Raw genomic sequence first — 15037 nt, forward strand, 5'->3', positions numbered from 1 at the left:
ATGAGAGGGCTCTGCCTGATCCTTGATCAGGACCTCCTTCGCGTCAGTCCTGAGCAGGCGATGCGGCAGGCGCTCGACGCGGGGGTGAAGTTCTTCCAGTACCGGAGCAAGAACGGAGCGCGGAAGAGCATCCATGAAACGACCTTGATGCTCTCTCGGATTGCCAGGAACGCACAGGCGCTTTTCCTGGTCAATGACCATGCAGACATCGCAGCGGCAGTTGATGCAGACGGCGTGCATCTGGGGCAGGACGACCTTCCGATCGAATTCGCGCGAAAGCTGCTCGGCAGGGACAAACTCATCGGCATCTCAACCCACAATCTTGAACAGGCCCGCGCGGCAGAGGCCGCAGGTGCCGATTATATCGGGTTCGGCCCCATCTTCAAATCTTCAACCAAGGACGCAGGACAAACGCAGGGAATCCAGAATCTGACGATCATCAAAAATTCGGTAGCCATCCCGGTCATTGCGATCGGCGGCATCAATCAGGCGAATGTTCAGTTCGTTGCTCAGGCAGGCGCAGACGGCGCGGCAGTGATATCGGGCGTACTAACCGCCCCTGATATCACGCTCGCGGCGGAACAGCTCGTCAGCATATGGACTAACTTCAGGAGGAATACATGAAGACCACAAGACATACACGTTTTCGCTTCACCGTAATCGCGGCATTTGTTCTATTCAGTTCACTCGCGCTGGTTAATTGCGGGGGGGGGGGAGGCGGGGGAGGAGATGCGGCGCCTGCAGGTTCAGGCTACACGGTGGGAGGCGAGGTCACCGGCCTTGCCGGCACAGGGCTTGTGCTTCAGAACAACGGCGGCGATAGCCTTGCTGTTTCGGCAAACGGTACGTTCACCTTTGCCACAGGGGTCGCGGACAGCGCGAGTTATACCGTCACGGTCATGACCCAGCCCTCCGGGCCGACGCAGACCTGCACGGCGAACAACAACGCCGGCACGATTGCCGGCGCGAACGTCACGGGCGTCTCGGTCATCTGCTCCACCAACGCATATACCATAAGCGCCACGGTAACCGGACTTGCAGGCACCGGTCTGGTACTTCAGGACAACAATGCCGATGACTTGACGATCACCGCGGACGGCGCATTTACCTTTGCCACAAAAGTGGCCTCCGGCGCGGGGTACAGCGTCACCGTCAAGACTCAGCCGAGTAGCCTACTCGCACAGAACTGCGCAATAAGCGGCGGCACCGGAACCGTTTCAGCCGCGAACGTCACCAGTGTCACGATCACTTGTTCCTCCGTGTATGCGCCGCGCTATGCGTATGTGGCGAATTCCGGTGATAGCACCGTTTCCATCTACACGGTGAACGCCGCCACCGGCCAGTTGCGCCATATCGGCTATGTCGCTGCAGGGAGCTTTCCCTGGTCCGTCACGGTCGACCCTACCGGCAAGTTCGCCTATGTGGCGAATTACATCTCCAGCACCATCTCGGCCTACACCATCAACGCCGGCACCGGCGCGCTCACCAGCATTGGCGCGCCCGTGGCAGCCGGGAGCAATCCCGTCTCTGTCACCGTCGATCCCTCCGGTAAGTTCGCCTACGTGGCGAATCAAACCTCCGGAAACGTCTCGGCCTACACCATCAACGCCACGACCGGGGCCCTGAGCAGTATCGGCACCGTGACGGCGGGAACCGCTGCCCAGTCGGTCACTGTCGACCTCTCCGGCAAGTTCGCCTACGTGGCGAATGGTGGCTCCACCACCGTCTCGGCCTACACTATCAACCCCACGACCGGGGCACTGAGCAGTATCGGCACCGTGACGGCGGGGGCCAATCCCTACTCCGTCACCGTCGATCCCTCCGGCCAGTTCGCCTACGTGGCGAATAGGGGCGGCACCGTCTCGGCCTACACCCTCAACCCCACGACCGGCGCCCTGACAAGTGTCGGCACCGTGACGGCGGGGTCCGTTTCCTCCTCCGTCACCGTCGACCCGAGCGGCCGGTTCGCCTACGTGGCGAATTGGGGCGGCAGCATCTCGTCCTACACCATCGATGCCGGTACCGGCGCGCTCACCAGCGTCGGCGCGGCCGCAGTGGCGGATACTGGTCTCAACTCCGTCATCGTCGACCCCTCCGGAAAGTTCGTCTACGTGACGGGCGACTACTACGTCTCGGCCTACAGCATCAACACCAGCACTGGAGCACTCACATCATTGGGAACTGTGCGTGCCCGCACCTCAAGCTACTCCATCGCCATGACCAAGGGCACAGCGGCGGTGACCTACACGCCGAAGTTCGCCTATGTGGCAAACTACGGCAGCGCCAACATATCGCAGTACACGATCGGCGCGAACGGGGGTCTTACGGCGATGACCCTTGCCACGGCCGCGACGGGTTCGTATCCCGTCTCCGTCACCGTCGATCCGAGCGGGAAGTACGCATACGTGACGAACAGCGACATCAGCGGCACCGTCTCGCAGTACACGATCGGTGCTGATGGGAGCCTCACGGCGATGGCCCCCACCACGGTCGCGGCAGGGCCGCTTCCCAAATCCGTCACCGTCGATCCGGGCGGGAAATACGCCTACGTAGCGAACAACAATAACGCCACCGTTTCGCAGTATACAATTGGCGCTGACGGGAGCCTTACGGCGATGACCGCACCCACGGTCGCAGCGGGGACGAAACCCAACTCCGTCGCCGTCGTGCCAAGCGGAAAGTACGCCTACGTGTCGAACAACATAAGCGCCACCGTTTCGCAGTACACGATCGGTGCAGACGGGAGTCTCACGGCGATGGCCAGCCCCACGGTCGCGGCAGAGACGGGTCCCACTTCCGTCACCGTCGATCCGAGCGGGAAATACGCCTATGTGGCGAACGGCGGCAGTTCGACTGTCTCACAGTACACGATTAATGCCAACGGTAGCCTCACGTCGATGGGCGCCCCCACGGTCGCGACGGGGTTGTATCCCCGCTCTGTCATCGTCGATCCCAGCGGGAAGTACGCCTACGTGGCAAGCTACAACAGCGCCACCGTCTCGCAGTACACGATCGGCACTGACGGGAGCCTTACGGCGATGACCGCACCCACGGTCGCAGCGGGGACGGGTCCCACCTCCATCACCGTGGATCCGAGCGGGAAGTACGCCTACGTGACGAACGACGGCGACACCAACGTCTCGCAGTACACGATCGGTGCTGACGGGAGCCTCACGCCGATGGGCACTCCCACGATCGCGGCGGGGTCGGGTCCCCTCTCCGTTACAACCACCGGCAGCTATCAGTAGATCGCGGCAAATTGTATTTCTTATCCGCGGCCCGAAAGTCGGGCCGCGGGTGTTTCTCCGCTGTGCAATGTAGTAGTGTGTCCAGGGCTTTGAATTCTGGACGAACTTCAGGAGGCATACATGAAGAAAATTATTTCACTTCTGTTCATGGCGGCGCTCTTCGGGTGCACCCACCAGGACGAAAACGTGATCAGGATCGGCGCTGCCGGCCCCATGACCGGCGCCCAGAGCAAGATGGGCATCGACCTGAGGAATGGCGTTGATCTCGCTGTTGCTGAATGGAATGAAAAAGGCGGCCTCCTGGGGAAAAAGATCCAGTTGGTCCCGGGTGATGATCAGGCGGATCCTAAACAGGCGGTGTCGGTCGCCAACAAGTTCATAAACCAGAAGGTAAGTGCAGTGGTCGGGCACTGGAATTCGAACTGCTCCATTAACGCGTCCACGTATTACCATACCGCCAGTATTGTCTCCGTCAGTCCGGCCTCGACGAATCCCCGCCTAACCCGGCAAGGGTATAAAACCGTTTTTCGCGTGTGCGGCACTGATGACCAGCAGGGAGGCGTTGCCGCGGAATTTATCCTGAACTCATTGAAATCGAAACGGGTGGCCGTTCTCCATGACAAGACGACCTACGGTCAGGGTCTCGCGGATTATTTTAAAAAATCCGTGGAGAACAAGGTGCAGGTGGTTTTTTACGACGGCATTCTGACCGGGGACCCTGATTATAAAGCGGTATTGACCTCAATGAAAGACAAGAAGCCGGACGTCTATTTCTTCGGCGGCGTTTATCCCGAGGCCGGGAGGCTTGTGCGCCAGGCTAAAGAGGTGGGGATGAATATCCCCATGATTACCGGGGACGGCGTGTATGACCCGACGTTCATAGACATTGCGGGAAAATCCGCGGAAGGGACCTATGTGACGTTCGGAAAAGACCCTTCAGGACTGCCGACCTCAAAGTCGTTCAATGAAAAATACACCGCGAAATACGGTGCTCCGGGACCATACTCCATCTATGCGTATGATGCGGCCAATATCATTCTTACCGCCATTCAGCAGACAGGGACGACGGACGGCTCGAAAGTCGCGGAGAACATATCCAGAAACACTTTTAAAGGCGCTTTTGGCGACATATCCTTTGACAAGAACGGTGATGTGACCAAGGCACCTTATGTCGTGTGGAAGGTTGTTGACGGGAAATTTGTTGAAGTGAAGTAGAGATAAAAACGTAAAAAACCTGTCTCACACAAAGCCACGAAGCCACAAAGAGAAAAATGCGTCGTTAGTAATGTGATGTTCTTCGTGATCTTTGTGACTTTGTATGAAAATTTGATTTTTTTGAGATGATCAAGTAATAACACCGGCGGTCTCCCATGTTCACCCAGCAACTCATAAACGGCCTTGCCCTTGGAGCGGTGTATGCACTCATCGCCCTCGGGTACACCATGGTCTACGGCATCCTCCAGCTCATCAACTTCGCCCATGGCGAGGTCTATATGCTCGGCGCGTATCTCGGAATCATCGTCCTCGGCGTACTGACGTACCTGGGGCTTACGGCATACAGCCTGCCGATGTCACTCCTGCTCACGGTCATCATATCCATGGCATTCTGCGCCGCCTATGGCGCGGTCATTGAACGCGTTGCCTACCGGCCTCTCAGAAACGCATCAAAGCTTGCGCCGCTTATCAGCGCCGTGGGAATGTCGATCATCCTCCAGAATTTTGTGATGCTTGCCCAGGGAAAGGAATACAAGAACCTGCCGCCCATGCTCCCCTCGGAAGGTTTTACCATTTTCGGCGCCAATGTTTCGCCTGTTCAGATATTCATCCTTTCCGCATCGGTCCTGATCATGGCCGGTCTCCACCTTTTTGTTGCGAGAACACGACTGGGCAAGGCCATGCGCGCTACATCGCAGGACAAGGTCATGGCCGGACTCGTGGGCATCGATATCAACCAGGTCATTTCGATCACCTTCATGATCGGCTCCGCGCTTGCGGCCGTGGCGGGGGTCATGGTTACGCTCTATTACGGGGTCGTGCACTTTTTCATGGGCTATCTGGCGGGCATCAAGGCCTTCACCGCGGCCGTGCTTGGCGGCATCGGCAGCATCCCCGGCGCCATGCTCGGCGGGTTCATGCTCGGGCTGATCGAGAACTTCGGAGCGAGCTATATCTCGAGCGTGTATAAAGATGCTTTTACCTTTCTCGTTCTTATAATTGTGCTCGTCATCCGTCCCTCGGGACTGCTGGGGGAAAAGTCAGTGGATAAGGTTTAAGATCAGTTCGGAGTTCAGATCAATCGACTATCGCTCATGATGGTAAGCATGAGTCGAACCAGTTCAGAGTTCATAGGTTAAGATAGAGGCTTTATTCTTCTACGAACGATCAACTCCGAACTACGAACTTATTCCTTATTTGGAGGTATCTCATGTCCGATCTCAAGAAGATGTACAAGACCATCATGTCCGATAATTTCCCACCGGAAATGACCATTACCTTTGGCGAACAGAAGCTGGTGTACCGGAAAAGGACCTGGAAGCTCGCTGATGAAGGATCAGGGGAACTCATCGAGAAAGGCCTGCGCTACGGAGAGAACCCCGACCAGCAGGCCGCCATGTACGAACTGGTGAAGGGAAATCTGATGCTGGCCGGGGCACGGTTCATTGACCCGGGCAATGGTCTCGTGAGCGCCATCACCGAGGAACAGATGGTCCAGGCAGGCAAACATCCGGGCAAAACAAATTTCACCGACCTTGATAATGCACTTAATATCCTGAAGTATCTGATGGACCGCCCTGCGGCAACTATCATGAAGCACAATAATCCCTGCGGCGCGGCTTATGGAAAAACCGTGGCAGAAGCATACGAACGGGCAAACATGGCGGACCGCATCGCGGCGTTCGGCGGCTGTCTTGTGGTCAACCGCCCGATGGATAAGCAGACCGCCGAGATGGCGAACGCGAACTATTTAGAGGTCGTCGCGGCTCCGGATTATGAAGAAGGCGCCGTCGCGATCCTATCAAAGCGCAAGAACCTGCGCATCATCAAGCTCGAAAAGATCAGCGAGCTTTCCAAATACCGCGATATGAGCGTTGTGGAGTTCAAGGCGCTTATCGACGGAGGTCTTATTGTTCAGCAATCCCAGAAAAACGCGGTCCGTAAGAAGGACGATTTCAAGGAAGCAAAGGCGCTGTATAAAGGCAAGGAGTACGGGATCGAAAGGAAGCCGACGGACAGGGAATACGATGACATGCTGTTCGGCTGGAATGTGGAACAGGGGATCACCTCGAATTCGGTCATCTATGTAAAAGACGGCGTCACCGTCGGCATCGGAACCGGCGAACAGGACCGGGTGGGTGTTGCCGAGATCGCTATCTTCAAGGCCTATACGAAATATGCGGACGCGCTCTGCTTCAGGAAATACGGGATACCCTACAAAACATTCGAGCTGGAGGCCGGGCAGGGGAAACGGGACAAGGGCGCGCTCAAGGAGATCGATGAGCAGGCCAAAAAGGACAGAGGCGGCCTCATCGGTTCGACCATGGTATCCGACGCTTTCTTCCCGTTCCGGGACGGCGTGGATGTCGGCATCAAGGAAGGGATCACCGCCATCGTGCAGCCCGGCGGATCGGACCGTGATTTCGATGTTATCTCAGCCTGTAACGAAGCAAACCCAAAAGTGACCATGGTGTTTACCGGCCAGCGCGTGTTCAAGCATTAAGAGAACGATAAATCCTGTGCTCTCACTATTGACAGCGATTTTGTCATATGTTATCATGTGATCGAATGTGTAATCACAGGAGGCAAAATGATACGAACGCAGGTTCAACTAACAGAAGAGCAGTCAAAGGCCTTGAAAAAAATGGCCTCATCGCGTCATCTCTCCATTGCCGAACTTGTCAGGCAGGGGGTGGACGTTGTTTTACGATCAAATGTTGTCATTGATGCATCTGAAAAGCGGAAACGAGCTCTTGCCATGGTCGGCAAATATCGATCCGGGAAACGCGATATTTCCAAGGAACACGACAAACATCTTGCCGAGGTCTTCTCGAAGTGATAATGTTTATCGATACATCCGCTTTTTTTGCGTTGCTTGACAAGGACGATGCTAATCATATTAAGGCGAAAAAGGCATGGACCGATATTCTTGGTTTTGATAACACCATTATTACTTCGAATTATGTCCTGGTAGAGTGCTTCGCCCTGCTGCAGCACCGTCTGGGCCTCGAAGCTGTCAGGGGTTTTCAAGAGGATGTTCTGCCGATCATCAACGTTGAGTGGATTAAAGAATCAACCCACCGCGCCGCTGTGAGCGCCGTTCTGGCGGCTTCAAAAAGAAAACTCAGCCTTGTAGATTGCGTCAGCTTCGAAACAATGCGTTCATCAGGTATCAAGACGGTATTCGCCTTCGACCCTCATTTTGCCGATCAGGGATTTACGTGCATTCCTTAGACAAGCCTGGTAACGATCCAGGATACATCTAGGGTATTCGGACCAGCGAAATTCCGATTGAAATGTGCACCAAAGATCAGCTCACAAAAATGGCGAGTACAGGAAGATGGTCTTACCAAACAAATATATCATAAATGAAAAATTACAAACAGTTATTAATAGCGATGGAAGATTGAGATAGAACTGATGATGGTTGATGTATGCGGATGCTGAAGATATTAATTACCCATATACATATTACCCGGTTTCACAGCAAAGCCTTTATCTCCGGCATCTTTTCTTCAGCAGCCTTTTTGCCGCGCCTCAGTAATTCCATCGACTTCGACAGATCATAGAGGGGAATTCCCCTCGCATTCACTTGAATCAGAACATCCGCGAGTTTTTCCTCTTCACGCGCGTTCCTTGATGCCCAGAGTGCCGAAAGGTGCGCCGCGATCTTTACAATATTGTCGAATTGCTCCAGTTCCAATGCCCTGAAGTTCACATTTACCGCGATCACTTTCCGTATTCCCAATTCTTCCCGTACTGTCCTGACCGGCACTTGGCTGGAAACACCGCCATCAACGAGTATTTTATTATTGATCTCCGTGGGCGTAAAAATGACCGGAAGGCTGCAGCTCGCCTGGACTGCCTTGGCGATCGAGCCCGTGGTGATAGCGACCTTTTCTCCGGTACGGAGGTCTGTGGCGACAGCAGCAAAGGGGAGGGGGAGGGCGGAGAACTTCTTTACCGGAAGGATGTCTTCCATGAACTTGAAGATCCCGTCGCTTGATATGAGTCCCGTCCGGGGGACGGTGAACTTGAGTATGTCCGTCCATTTGGCGTTCAAAAGAACGCGCCGGATTTCCGAGACCGACATGCCGGCGCAATAGAGCGCGCCGATGATGCTGCCGGAGCTCGTTCCGGCAATGGCATGGATGGGGATTCCCTCCTGCTCAAGGAGATCCAGCACGGCGATGTGGGCGATGCCGCGCGCTGCACCGCCCGAGAGGGCCAGTCCGATTCCCGAATTCGATGTGAGAGGCATGTGTCCCCCTGGTTATGTCAAACTCGAGGTCTGGATCCCTCCCTGACGGGATAAAAGAATCCGGGGATGACGAATAAAAGAATTGCTCAGAGAACTTCACCGATGAAGCCGGCCCCGCCATTGGCGGGGCTTTACCGGGTCAAGGAGGTGGAAAAGCGGATTCTGTTTATTTACCAGAAAGCCTTTTTACCGAATTTTTAATATGCGCTCCCATGTCCTCAAATGCGTAGAGGATGCACAGATAGGTTGAAGAGGACTTGGGTGAGCATTCGCCGGTTACGAGCCTGTCTTCGTGGGCGGTCGCGAAATTGTTGGCCATGCGCTCCATGGCATCGGCATCGGCCATCGCCGTTTCAACGACAGCCTGGGAGCCGGTAACTGCGGACTCGGCGGACTTTTTGAGCACGTCCCGGGTCCAGGAGAAGAGTTTGCAGGTCTCGTTGACGGCTTTGTCGCTGAAGAGCATGCCTTCCTTGATCCGGGTACGACTGCTCTCGGTAATGCGTTTAATGCTGGTGGCGATCTTCTCAATATGGGAGGGAACGGAAAGGAGCATCCGCGCTTCACTGTTCGTTGAAGCTATTTTAGCGAGCGTGGCGGTCAGGACGTCTTCCCTGGCATGGATCTCTTTGGCGAGCTCATCGGCCTGATCCAGGGAGGTGAGCTTGTTCTTCGTGAACCCGTCCTGCGCGAGTTCGAGCATCTCCTGCGTCTTGTGCATCAACAGGTATATTTCTTTTTTCAGGTCCTTTGTAGTTTGTTCCGGCATATGACGAACGCTCCTTTCGGTTGACCATGACAGTATCTCCGCGTGTGACGCGGGAAATTCAGGAAACTATATCAGAAAACCACCGGGATGACATGTTAATTTTATTTATATCAATATATTTGTGTTTAATAGATTTTGCTTTTAGGTATGCTCCCCGGGGCACTTATGGCCGTATGCTAAATTGCCCCTATGTCTATAAATATTTTAGCATATTTTGTTTGGCTTGGCGGATTTTTTCTTGACTTAACCAAAGGCCGCTGGTATAAACTACATCATCAAACAATTTCTATCGCAGCGGAGCAATCATGCCCTTTTTCGCAGGAGAAATCTTTGTCAGCGAGGTCACTAAGAAGCCGGTTCTTGACCAGACGGGCGAAGAGATCGGGAAGCTCAAGGACGTCATCGTGGGTTTGGGCGAGCCGTTTCCCGCGGTAACCTCCGTGGTCATTTCAGCCGGCAAGGACACCTATCTGATCCCCTGGGACATGATCAACCTCTTTAACCGACGCGTCATTTCGGTGAATGCGCGCAGGGATGTCTTGAAACCCGCCGAGGTCGCATCGTCCGATATCCTTATCTGCCGGGACCTCCTTGACAAGCAGATCGTGGACATTAACGGCGCCAAGCTGGTGCGGGTCAATGACCTCGAACTCGGGGACGTGAAAGGCAGACTCTGCCTGGTTGCCGCGGACATCGGCCTCCGGGGTCTGCTGCGCAGGCTCGGCGTGGAAAAACGCGGGGAAAAATTCCTGGCCCTGTTCAAGTACAAACTCCAGCATAAACTTATTTCCTGGACCTATGTCCAGACCGTGGAACCCAAGTTGACGAGGCTGACCCTGACGGTCTCGCGCCAGAAAGTTTCGAGCCTCCACCCGGCGGACCTTGCCGAGATCATCAGCGAGGTCTCCCAGAAAGAGCGGACGGCCATTTTCGGCAGCCTTGACGTGGACACGGCTGCCGAGGCACTGCACGAACTCGAACCACGGGTCCAGGCCGACATCATCGACGACATGTCCAAGGAGCGGGCGTCCGACATCCTTGAGCGCATGCCGCCTGACGAGGCCGCGGACGTGCTCGGCGACCTGCCCGAGGCCAAGGCGCAGGAGCTCATCAACCTCATGGAGAAGGAGGAGGCCGAGGACGTCCAGGAGCTCATGGAGCACGAGGACAACACCGCGGGCGGTCTCATGACCACCGAATTCCTCGCATTTCCGCCGGACATGACCGTGGAAGAGGCGATCAAGGAGCTGCGGCTCGAGGCGCCGAACGTTGAAACGATCTATTATCTCTATATCCTGGACCAGGACGAGCATGTCAACGGCGTGGTGTCACTTAAGAACCTCATCCTCGCCATGCCGCACACCTTGCTGAGCGATATCATGCTTACGCCGGTCAAGACGCTTCCGCTGGATGCGGATGGAAATGACGTGTCGGAGTTCATATCGAAATATAACCTTCTTGCCGCGCCTATTGTCGATGAGAATAATGTCCTTCGCGGCATCGTGACCGTGGATGACGTGGTTGATTTCCTATTGCCGACAGCCTCCCGAAAGAAAAGAAGAAAACTATAGCCTGATTTACACGGGGTATTTTCTGAACATTGAAGCGAAATAAAGTGTTACGATGGTCCCGCGTCACTTGTCGCAGGGTGTCTGGAGAGTGCACAGCCGGTGAAAATAGTTGAGTGGATAAAAAAATTAAAGGACAGAAGAATTTTCCTGATCCTTGCCGTCATCGGACCCGGAGTGATCGCCGGAAACGCGGGTAACGACGCCGGCGGGATAGCCACGTATTCCATCGTCGGCGCCCGGGAGGGCTACGGTCTTCTGTGGGTCCTGGTCCTTATTACCGTGGCCCTGGCCGTGATCCAGGAAATGTCATCGCGCATGGGGGTGGTGAGCGGAAAGGGGTTCGGCGACCTGGTGAGGGAACAGTTCGGCGTCAAGGTAACGCTTGCCATTATGCTGCTTTTTATCGTGGCCAATCTCACCGTCACGATCGCCGAATTTGCCGGCATAGCGGCCAGCATGGAGTTGTTCGGAGTGCACAAGAACATCTCCGTTCCCATTTCGGCCTTTCTGGTCTGGCTGGTGGTCGTCAAAGGGAACTTCAAACAAGTGGAGCGGTTCCTTCTCCTGATCAGCATGATCTATTTGACCTATGTTGTGTCGGGGGTCATGTCGAATCCTCCCTGGCACGAGGTGGCGCGCCAGATCGCGCTCCCTCGCATCAGGATGGATCGCGACTATATTCTCCTCTTCATCACCATGGTAGGTACGACGATCACGCCCTATATGCAGTTTTACCTCCAGTCGGCGGTCGTTGATAAGGGAGTACGAATCGAAGACTACAAGTATGTCAAGTTCGATGTCTACGCCGGCGCTTTCATGACCATCTTCATCGCGTTCTTTATTGTCCTTGCCACGGGAACGATACTCCATCCGGCGGGCGTTATTGTCGATTCCGCGGAAGAAGCTGCACAGGCTTTGCAGCCTCTTGCAGGGCCGTTCGCATCACATCTGTTTGCTGTGGGTCTTTTGAACGCGTCGGTCCTGGCTGCATTTGTTCTTCCTCTGGCAACGGCCTATGGGTTGTCCGAGGCATTCGGATGGGAGTCGGGGGTTAATAAATCCTTTCGTGAAGCGCCGCAATTTCTGGGATTCTACACAGCCTTTATTATGATCGGAGCAGGGGTGATCATGATCCCGAATGCGCCGCTCATCAAGATCATGTTCCTGTCCCAGACGGTGAACGGCATTCTGCTGCCCTTTGTACTTATTATTATGTTGAGACTGGTGAACGATCCTTTGATCATGGGAGAATACGTCAATTCAAAGAGGATGAACATCATCGCCTGGATCACCATTGCCATTCTTATCTTTCTGACGGTGATGCTGCTTGTTACCAGTTTTGCGATATCTTAATTATTAAAAAAGTCATGACCGGTGCTCGTGCGGGATCTCTTCGTACGGAATCGGATCGTCCACTCCCGCCCCGGTGAACCCCTTCAACCGCAAGATACAACTCTCGCACCTGCCGCAGGCCCGGTCGTTGTTCTGGTAGCAGCTCCAGCTCAGGTGAAGCGGCGCGCGGCGTTTCATGCCTTCTTGCACGATGGCCGACTTCTTGAGATGGATAAGGGGCGTGATGATCTCGATCCGCGTTTCCGGCTTTGTTCCCATCTCGATGACTTTATTGAATGCCCGATAAAAGACCTCACGGCAGTCGGGATAGCCTGAACTGTCTTCTTCGACCGCTCCGATGAAGATCTTCGTTGCGCCGATGACCTCTGCCCAGGAAACGGCGATGGAAAGGAGATGAGCGTTCCGAAAGGGGACGTAGGTGTTTGGAATTGCGGATTGCGGATTATGGATTGCGGATTGAGGAGAACCTAATTCCGGGACAGGAATGCTGGTGTCCGTGAGGCTTGAACCGCCGATCACCTTCAAATGCTCGATGCTGACCGTAAGGCGTTTTTCGGCCTTGTAATGATCCGCTATCTCATTGAACGCCTGCAGTTCTCTCGCTTCGGTCCGCTGTCCATAGTTCACATGCAGGAACGCCAGCCGATATTCTTCATTTGCTATGGCGGCCGCGACACAACTGTCCATGCCGCCGCTCACGAGGACCACTGCGAGTTCGTTTTTCATGGAAGCAGTTTACCAGTGTCGGACTTAAATCTCCACACTTTTCGCGCGGACGGGAGAGATGAGGGACGACGGACGATGGACGAGGGACGAAGGACGAGTGATAAAGGATAAGTGATGTTGCGTCCCTCGTCCAAGCGAGAGAATCGAGCGGTCATCCCTCGTCCTTCGTCGATTCAATGCGCCCCGTGTATGAGCATGGGGAGACATCGCGTGCAGACGATCTTCTCATCGCCCTCATGATAACAGGGGAGGTACACCCTGGTCTTATCGTCAGTCCCGCAGACAAAACATTTGATCTCTTTGCTTGCCATGTTATTCCTCCAAAGCCGCGTTGACTTCAGCGACGATCTTGTTCGGGTCGAGATTGTGCATCATCGAGCCGAAGGACAACGATTCCACGTTGATCCCCGCGCAGGTGAAACACCCATTTCCGAAGTATTTCTCGATCACCGCCTTGGCCGCGGGGCTCATGCGTATCACGTCGCCGATAAGCGTATCTTTTGTGACTGTCTTCTTTTCCGTAACCATAGTGGCCTCCTTTGTTCTTTTGTTGTCACCACATTACCAGAACTGACCGTGCGCCGGTATGACCTGCATCATACTGCATGAACTATGGTATACTATGAGCCATGTCATAGCGGTTCCGGACCAGTTGCATTATACTTCACCCTACTTAAACCACCAGGAGGTAATCTATTATGGACAAGTTCGTAAAGGGGTTTATCGTCATGAGTGTCGTGTATCTCGGCGCCTCAGCAGTTATGGGAATCGTCATGCTTGCCGACCAGGACGTGATGGCGCTCAAATTCGTTCATTCGCATTTGAACATGCTCGGATGGGTATCGATGATGATCTACGGAGTGGGTTATCATATCCTGCCGCGCTTTATGGGACGGGCGTTGTACAGCAATAGGATCGGAGAGGTGCAGTTCTACCTTTCGAACATCTCTCTGGTATCCATGCTCCTGTTTTATGCCCTGAACGTCTACAATCCGAGCGACCTATATCGGACCATTACGGTGGTATCCGGCGCGGTCCAGGCGTTGGCGATATTTCTGTTCCTCTACAATATGCTGATGACGCTGCTCACCAAGGTTGAACAGCCGCAATAGATGCGCATAGCGCAAAGCGCATAGGGCAGAGCGTAAAGGCAAGCTTTCTGTTACTGTTTTTGCGCCATGCGCCATGCGCCATGCGAGCTCGCTTACTTCACGACGAAAGCGCTGATAGCCTTTCACGGTCCTTGATGATTACCTTCCCGTCCGAATCCATCACCAGTCCGTCTTTCTTGAACTTGCTGAAGGTGCGAATCGAGGTCTCGACCGTGGTCCCGACCATGTCGGCCACATCCTGCTTGGTGAGACGCATGTCGATCATCAGGCCTTCGGGCGTCTCCACCCCGACCTTGTTTCCCAGTTTCAGCAAAAGCGCTGCGATCCTCGCCTCAACGCGCTCGAGGGCGATGTTCTTCAGCGAGTCGAAGGAACTTTTCATCCGGTCGCCGAGCTGGAGCGCGATGCAGAACATGAGGTTCGGGAAGCGGTCAACAAGCCGCATGAGGTTCTTCCGGGATATTTTCAGGATCTCGGAGTCCTCCATGGCAACGGCATTCGCCGGGTAGGGAAAATTCCGTAAAACCGCCACACCGCCGAAGATGTCATACGGCGAGATGACCTCGAGGATGATCTCTTTGCCGTCGTGGGAGATCTTGGTCACCTTTACCTTTCCCTTTGCTACGATATAAAACCACTCCGGCGCGTCGCCTTCCGTGAAGATATCATCTTTTTTCTTGAATGGAACTGCGGTGATGTAATGTTCCAGTTCCTTGAGTTCCTCATCCGAGAGGTTTTTGAAGAGGTCGATCTTTTTGAGATTTATCATCATAGGAGACATC

The 15037-nt window shown here is 54.6% G+C and carries 16 protein-coding genes; 10 read left to right on the forward strand and 6 right to left on the reverse strand.

Annotated elements, in window-relative coordinates; genetic code table 11:
• The 7 genes from thiE to M0R70_00195 all read left to right on the forward strand — a co-directional run bounded on the left by thiE (position 1) and on the right by M0R70_00195 (position 7697).
• A complete protein-coding gene (gene thiE, locus M0R70_00165) occupies positions 1-624 on the forward strand; it encodes a thiamine phosphate synthase (GenBank protein MCK9417774.1) in 624 nt (207 codons plus the stop codon).
• Complete coding sequence (locus M0R70_00170) at positions 621-3248, forward strand: lactonase family protein (protein MCK9417775.1); 2628 nt, start codon at positions 621-623, stop codon at positions 3246-3248. Before thiE ends, M0R70_00170 begins: the two co-directional genes overlap by 4 nt.
• A gap of 120 nt (positions 3249-3368) precedes the next feature.
• The gene (locus M0R70_00175; protein MCK9417776.1) at positions 3369-4463 is read left to right on the forward strand and encodes a branched-chain amino acid ABC transporter substrate-binding protein; all 1095 of its coding nucleotides are present in this window, start codon (positions 3369-3371) and stop codon (positions 4461-4463) included.
• Between the two features lie 155 nt (positions 4464-4618).
• Positions 4619-5521 carry a branched-chain amino acid ABC transporter permease gene (locus M0R70_00180; protein ID MCK9417777.1) on the forward strand — a complete coding sequence of 301 codons (903 nt, stop codon included), beginning with the start codon at positions 4619-4621 and terminating at the stop codon, positions 5519-5521.
• Between the two features lie 152 nt (positions 5522-5673).
• The gene (locus tag M0R70_00185) at positions 5674-6966 is read left to right on the forward strand and encodes an IMP cyclohydrolase (GenBank protein MCK9417778.1); all 1293 of its coding nucleotides are present in this window, start codon (positions 5674-5676) and stop codon (positions 6964-6966) included.
• Between the two features lie 87 nt (positions 6967-7053).
• A complete protein-coding gene (locus tag M0R70_00190; protein ID MCK9417779.1) occupies positions 7054-7302 on the forward strand; it encodes a CopG family transcriptional regulator in 249 nt (82 codons plus the stop codon).
• A gap of 2 nt (positions 7303-7304) precedes the next feature.
• Complete coding sequence (locus M0R70_00195) at positions 7305-7697, forward strand: PIN domain-containing protein (protein MCK9417780.1); 393 nt, start codon at positions 7305-7307, stop codon at positions 7695-7697.
• A 247-nt stretch (positions 7698-7944) separates the two neighbouring features.
• Here M0R70_00195 and M0R70_00200 read toward each other — a convergent pair whose 3' ends face one another.
• Entirely contained in the window at positions 7945-8724 is a 780-nt protein-coding gene (locus M0R70_00200) for a patatin-like phospholipase family protein (protein ID MCK9417781.1), read from the reverse strand.
• A 166-nt stretch (positions 8725-8890) separates the two neighbouring features.
• Entirely contained in the window at positions 8891-9493 is a 603-nt protein-coding gene (locus tag M0R70_00205; GenBank protein MCK9417782.1) for a hypothetical protein, read from the reverse strand.
• A 305-nt stretch (positions 9494-9798) separates the two neighbouring features.
• Between M0R70_00205 and M0R70_00210 the strand changes: the two genes are divergently transcribed.
• Positions 9799-11064, forward strand: coding sequence for a CBS domain-containing protein (locus M0R70_00210; protein ID MCK9417783.1), 1266 nt, complete (start codon positions 9799-9801; stop codon positions 11062-11064).
• A 105-nt stretch (positions 11065-11169) separates the two neighbouring features.
• Entirely contained in the window at positions 11170-12417 is a 1248-nt protein-coding gene (locus M0R70_00215; protein MCK9417784.1) for a divalent metal cation transporter, read from the forward strand.
• 12 nt (positions 12418-12429) lie between these two features.
• Here the strand turns inward: M0R70_00215 and queC are convergent, their stop codons facing one another.
• The 3 genes from queC to M0R70_00230 all read right to left on the reverse strand — a co-directional run bounded on the left by queC (position 12430) and on the right by M0R70_00230 (position 13671).
• The gene (gene queC / locus M0R70_00220; GenBank protein MCK9417785.1) at positions 12430-13143 is read right to left on the reverse strand and encodes a 7-cyano-7-deazaguanine synthase QueC; all 714 of its coding nucleotides are present in this window, start codon (positions 13141-13143) and stop codon (positions 12430-12432) included.
• A gap of 173 nt (positions 13144-13316) precedes the next feature.
• Positions 13317-13454 (reverse strand): hypothetical protein, encoded by a 138-nt coding sequence (locus tag M0R70_00225; protein MCK9417786.1) that lies wholly within the window; start codon positions 13452-13454, stop codon positions 13317-13319.
• A gap of 1 nt (position 13455) precedes the next feature.
• The gene (locus tag M0R70_00230; protein MCK9417787.1) at positions 13456-13671 is read right to left on the reverse strand and encodes a DUF1858 domain-containing protein; all 216 of its coding nucleotides are present in this window, start codon (positions 13669-13671) and stop codon (positions 13456-13458) included.
• A gap of 170 nt (positions 13672-13841) precedes the next feature.
• Between M0R70_00230 and M0R70_00235 the strand changes: the two genes are divergently transcribed.
• On the forward strand, positions 13842-14255 hold the full coding sequence (locus tag M0R70_00235; protein ID MCK9417788.1) for a hypothetical protein: 414 nt from the start codon (positions 13842-13844) through the stop codon (positions 14253-14255).
• Positions 14256-14352: 97 nt separating this feature from the next.
• Here the strand turns inward: M0R70_00235 and M0R70_00240 are convergent, their stop codons facing one another.
• Positions 14353-15027, reverse strand: coding sequence for a Crp/Fnr family transcriptional regulator (locus tag M0R70_00240; protein MCK9417789.1), 675 nt, complete (start codon positions 15025-15027; stop codon positions 14353-14355).
• Positions 15028-15037 lie beyond the last annotated feature (10 nt).

It is taken from the genome of Nitrospirota bacterium (assembly GCA_023229435.1).
Classification (GTDB): domain Bacteria; phylum Nitrospirota; class UBA9217; order UBA9217; family UBA9217; genus JALNZF01.

Bases quoted from the DNA above. Each gene is read 5' to 3' on its own strand.
- thiE (MCK9417774.1), top strand. From the start codon at position 1: ATGAGAGGGCTCTGCCTGATCCTTGATCAGGACCTCCTTCGCGTCAGT.
- M0R70_00170 (MCK9417775.1), top strand. From the start codon at position 621: ATGAAGACCACAAGACATACACGTTTTCGCTTCACCGTAATCGCGGCA.
- M0R70_00175 (MCK9417776.1), top strand. From the start codon at position 3,369: ATGAAGAAAATTATTTCACTTCTGTTCATGGCGGCGCTCTTCGGGTGC.
- M0R70_00180 (MCK9417777.1), top strand. From the start codon at position 4,619: ATGTTCACCCAGCAACTCATAAACGGCCTTGCCCTTGGAGCGGTGTAT.
- M0R70_00185 (MCK9417778.1), top strand. From the start codon at position 5,674: ATGTCCGATCTCAAGAAGATGTACAAGACCATCATGTCCGATAATTTC.
- M0R70_00190 (MCK9417779.1), top strand. From the start codon at position 7,054: ATGATACGAACGCAGGTTCAACTAACAGAAGAGCAGTCAAAGGCCTTG.
- M0R70_00195 (MCK9417780.1), top strand. From the start codon at position 7,305: ATGTTTATCGATACATCCGCTTTTTTTGCGTTGCTTGACAAGGACGAT.
- M0R70_00200 (MCK9417781.1), bottom strand. From the start codon at position 8,724: ATGCCTCTCACATCGAATTCGGGAATCGGACTGGCCCTCTCGGGCGGT.
- M0R70_00205 (MCK9417782.1), bottom strand. From the start codon at position 9,493: ATGCCGGAACAAACTACAAAGGACCTGAAAAAAGAAATATACCTGTTG.
- M0R70_00210 (MCK9417783.1), top strand. From the start codon at position 9,799: ATGCCCTTTTTCGCAGGAGAAATCTTTGTCAGCGAGGTCACTAAGAAG.
- queC (MCK9417785.1), bottom strand. From the start codon at position 13,143: ATGAAAAACGAACTCGCAGTGGTCCTCGTGAGCGGCGGCATGGACAGT.
- M0R70_00225 (MCK9417786.1), bottom strand. From the start codon at position 13,454: ATGGCAAGCAAAGAGATCAAATGTTTTGTCTGCGGGACTGACGATAAG.
- M0R70_00230 (MCK9417787.1), bottom strand. From the start codon at position 13,671: ATGGTTACGGAAAAGAAGACAGTCACAAAAGATACGCTTATCGGCGAC.
- M0R70_00235 (MCK9417788.1), top strand. From the start codon at position 13,842: ATGGACAAGTTCGTAAAGGGGTTTATCGTCATGAGTGTCGTGTATCTC.
- M0R70_00240 (MCK9417789.1), bottom strand. From the start codon at position 15,027: ATGATGATAAATCTCAAAAAGATCGACCTCTTCAAAAACCTCTCGGAT.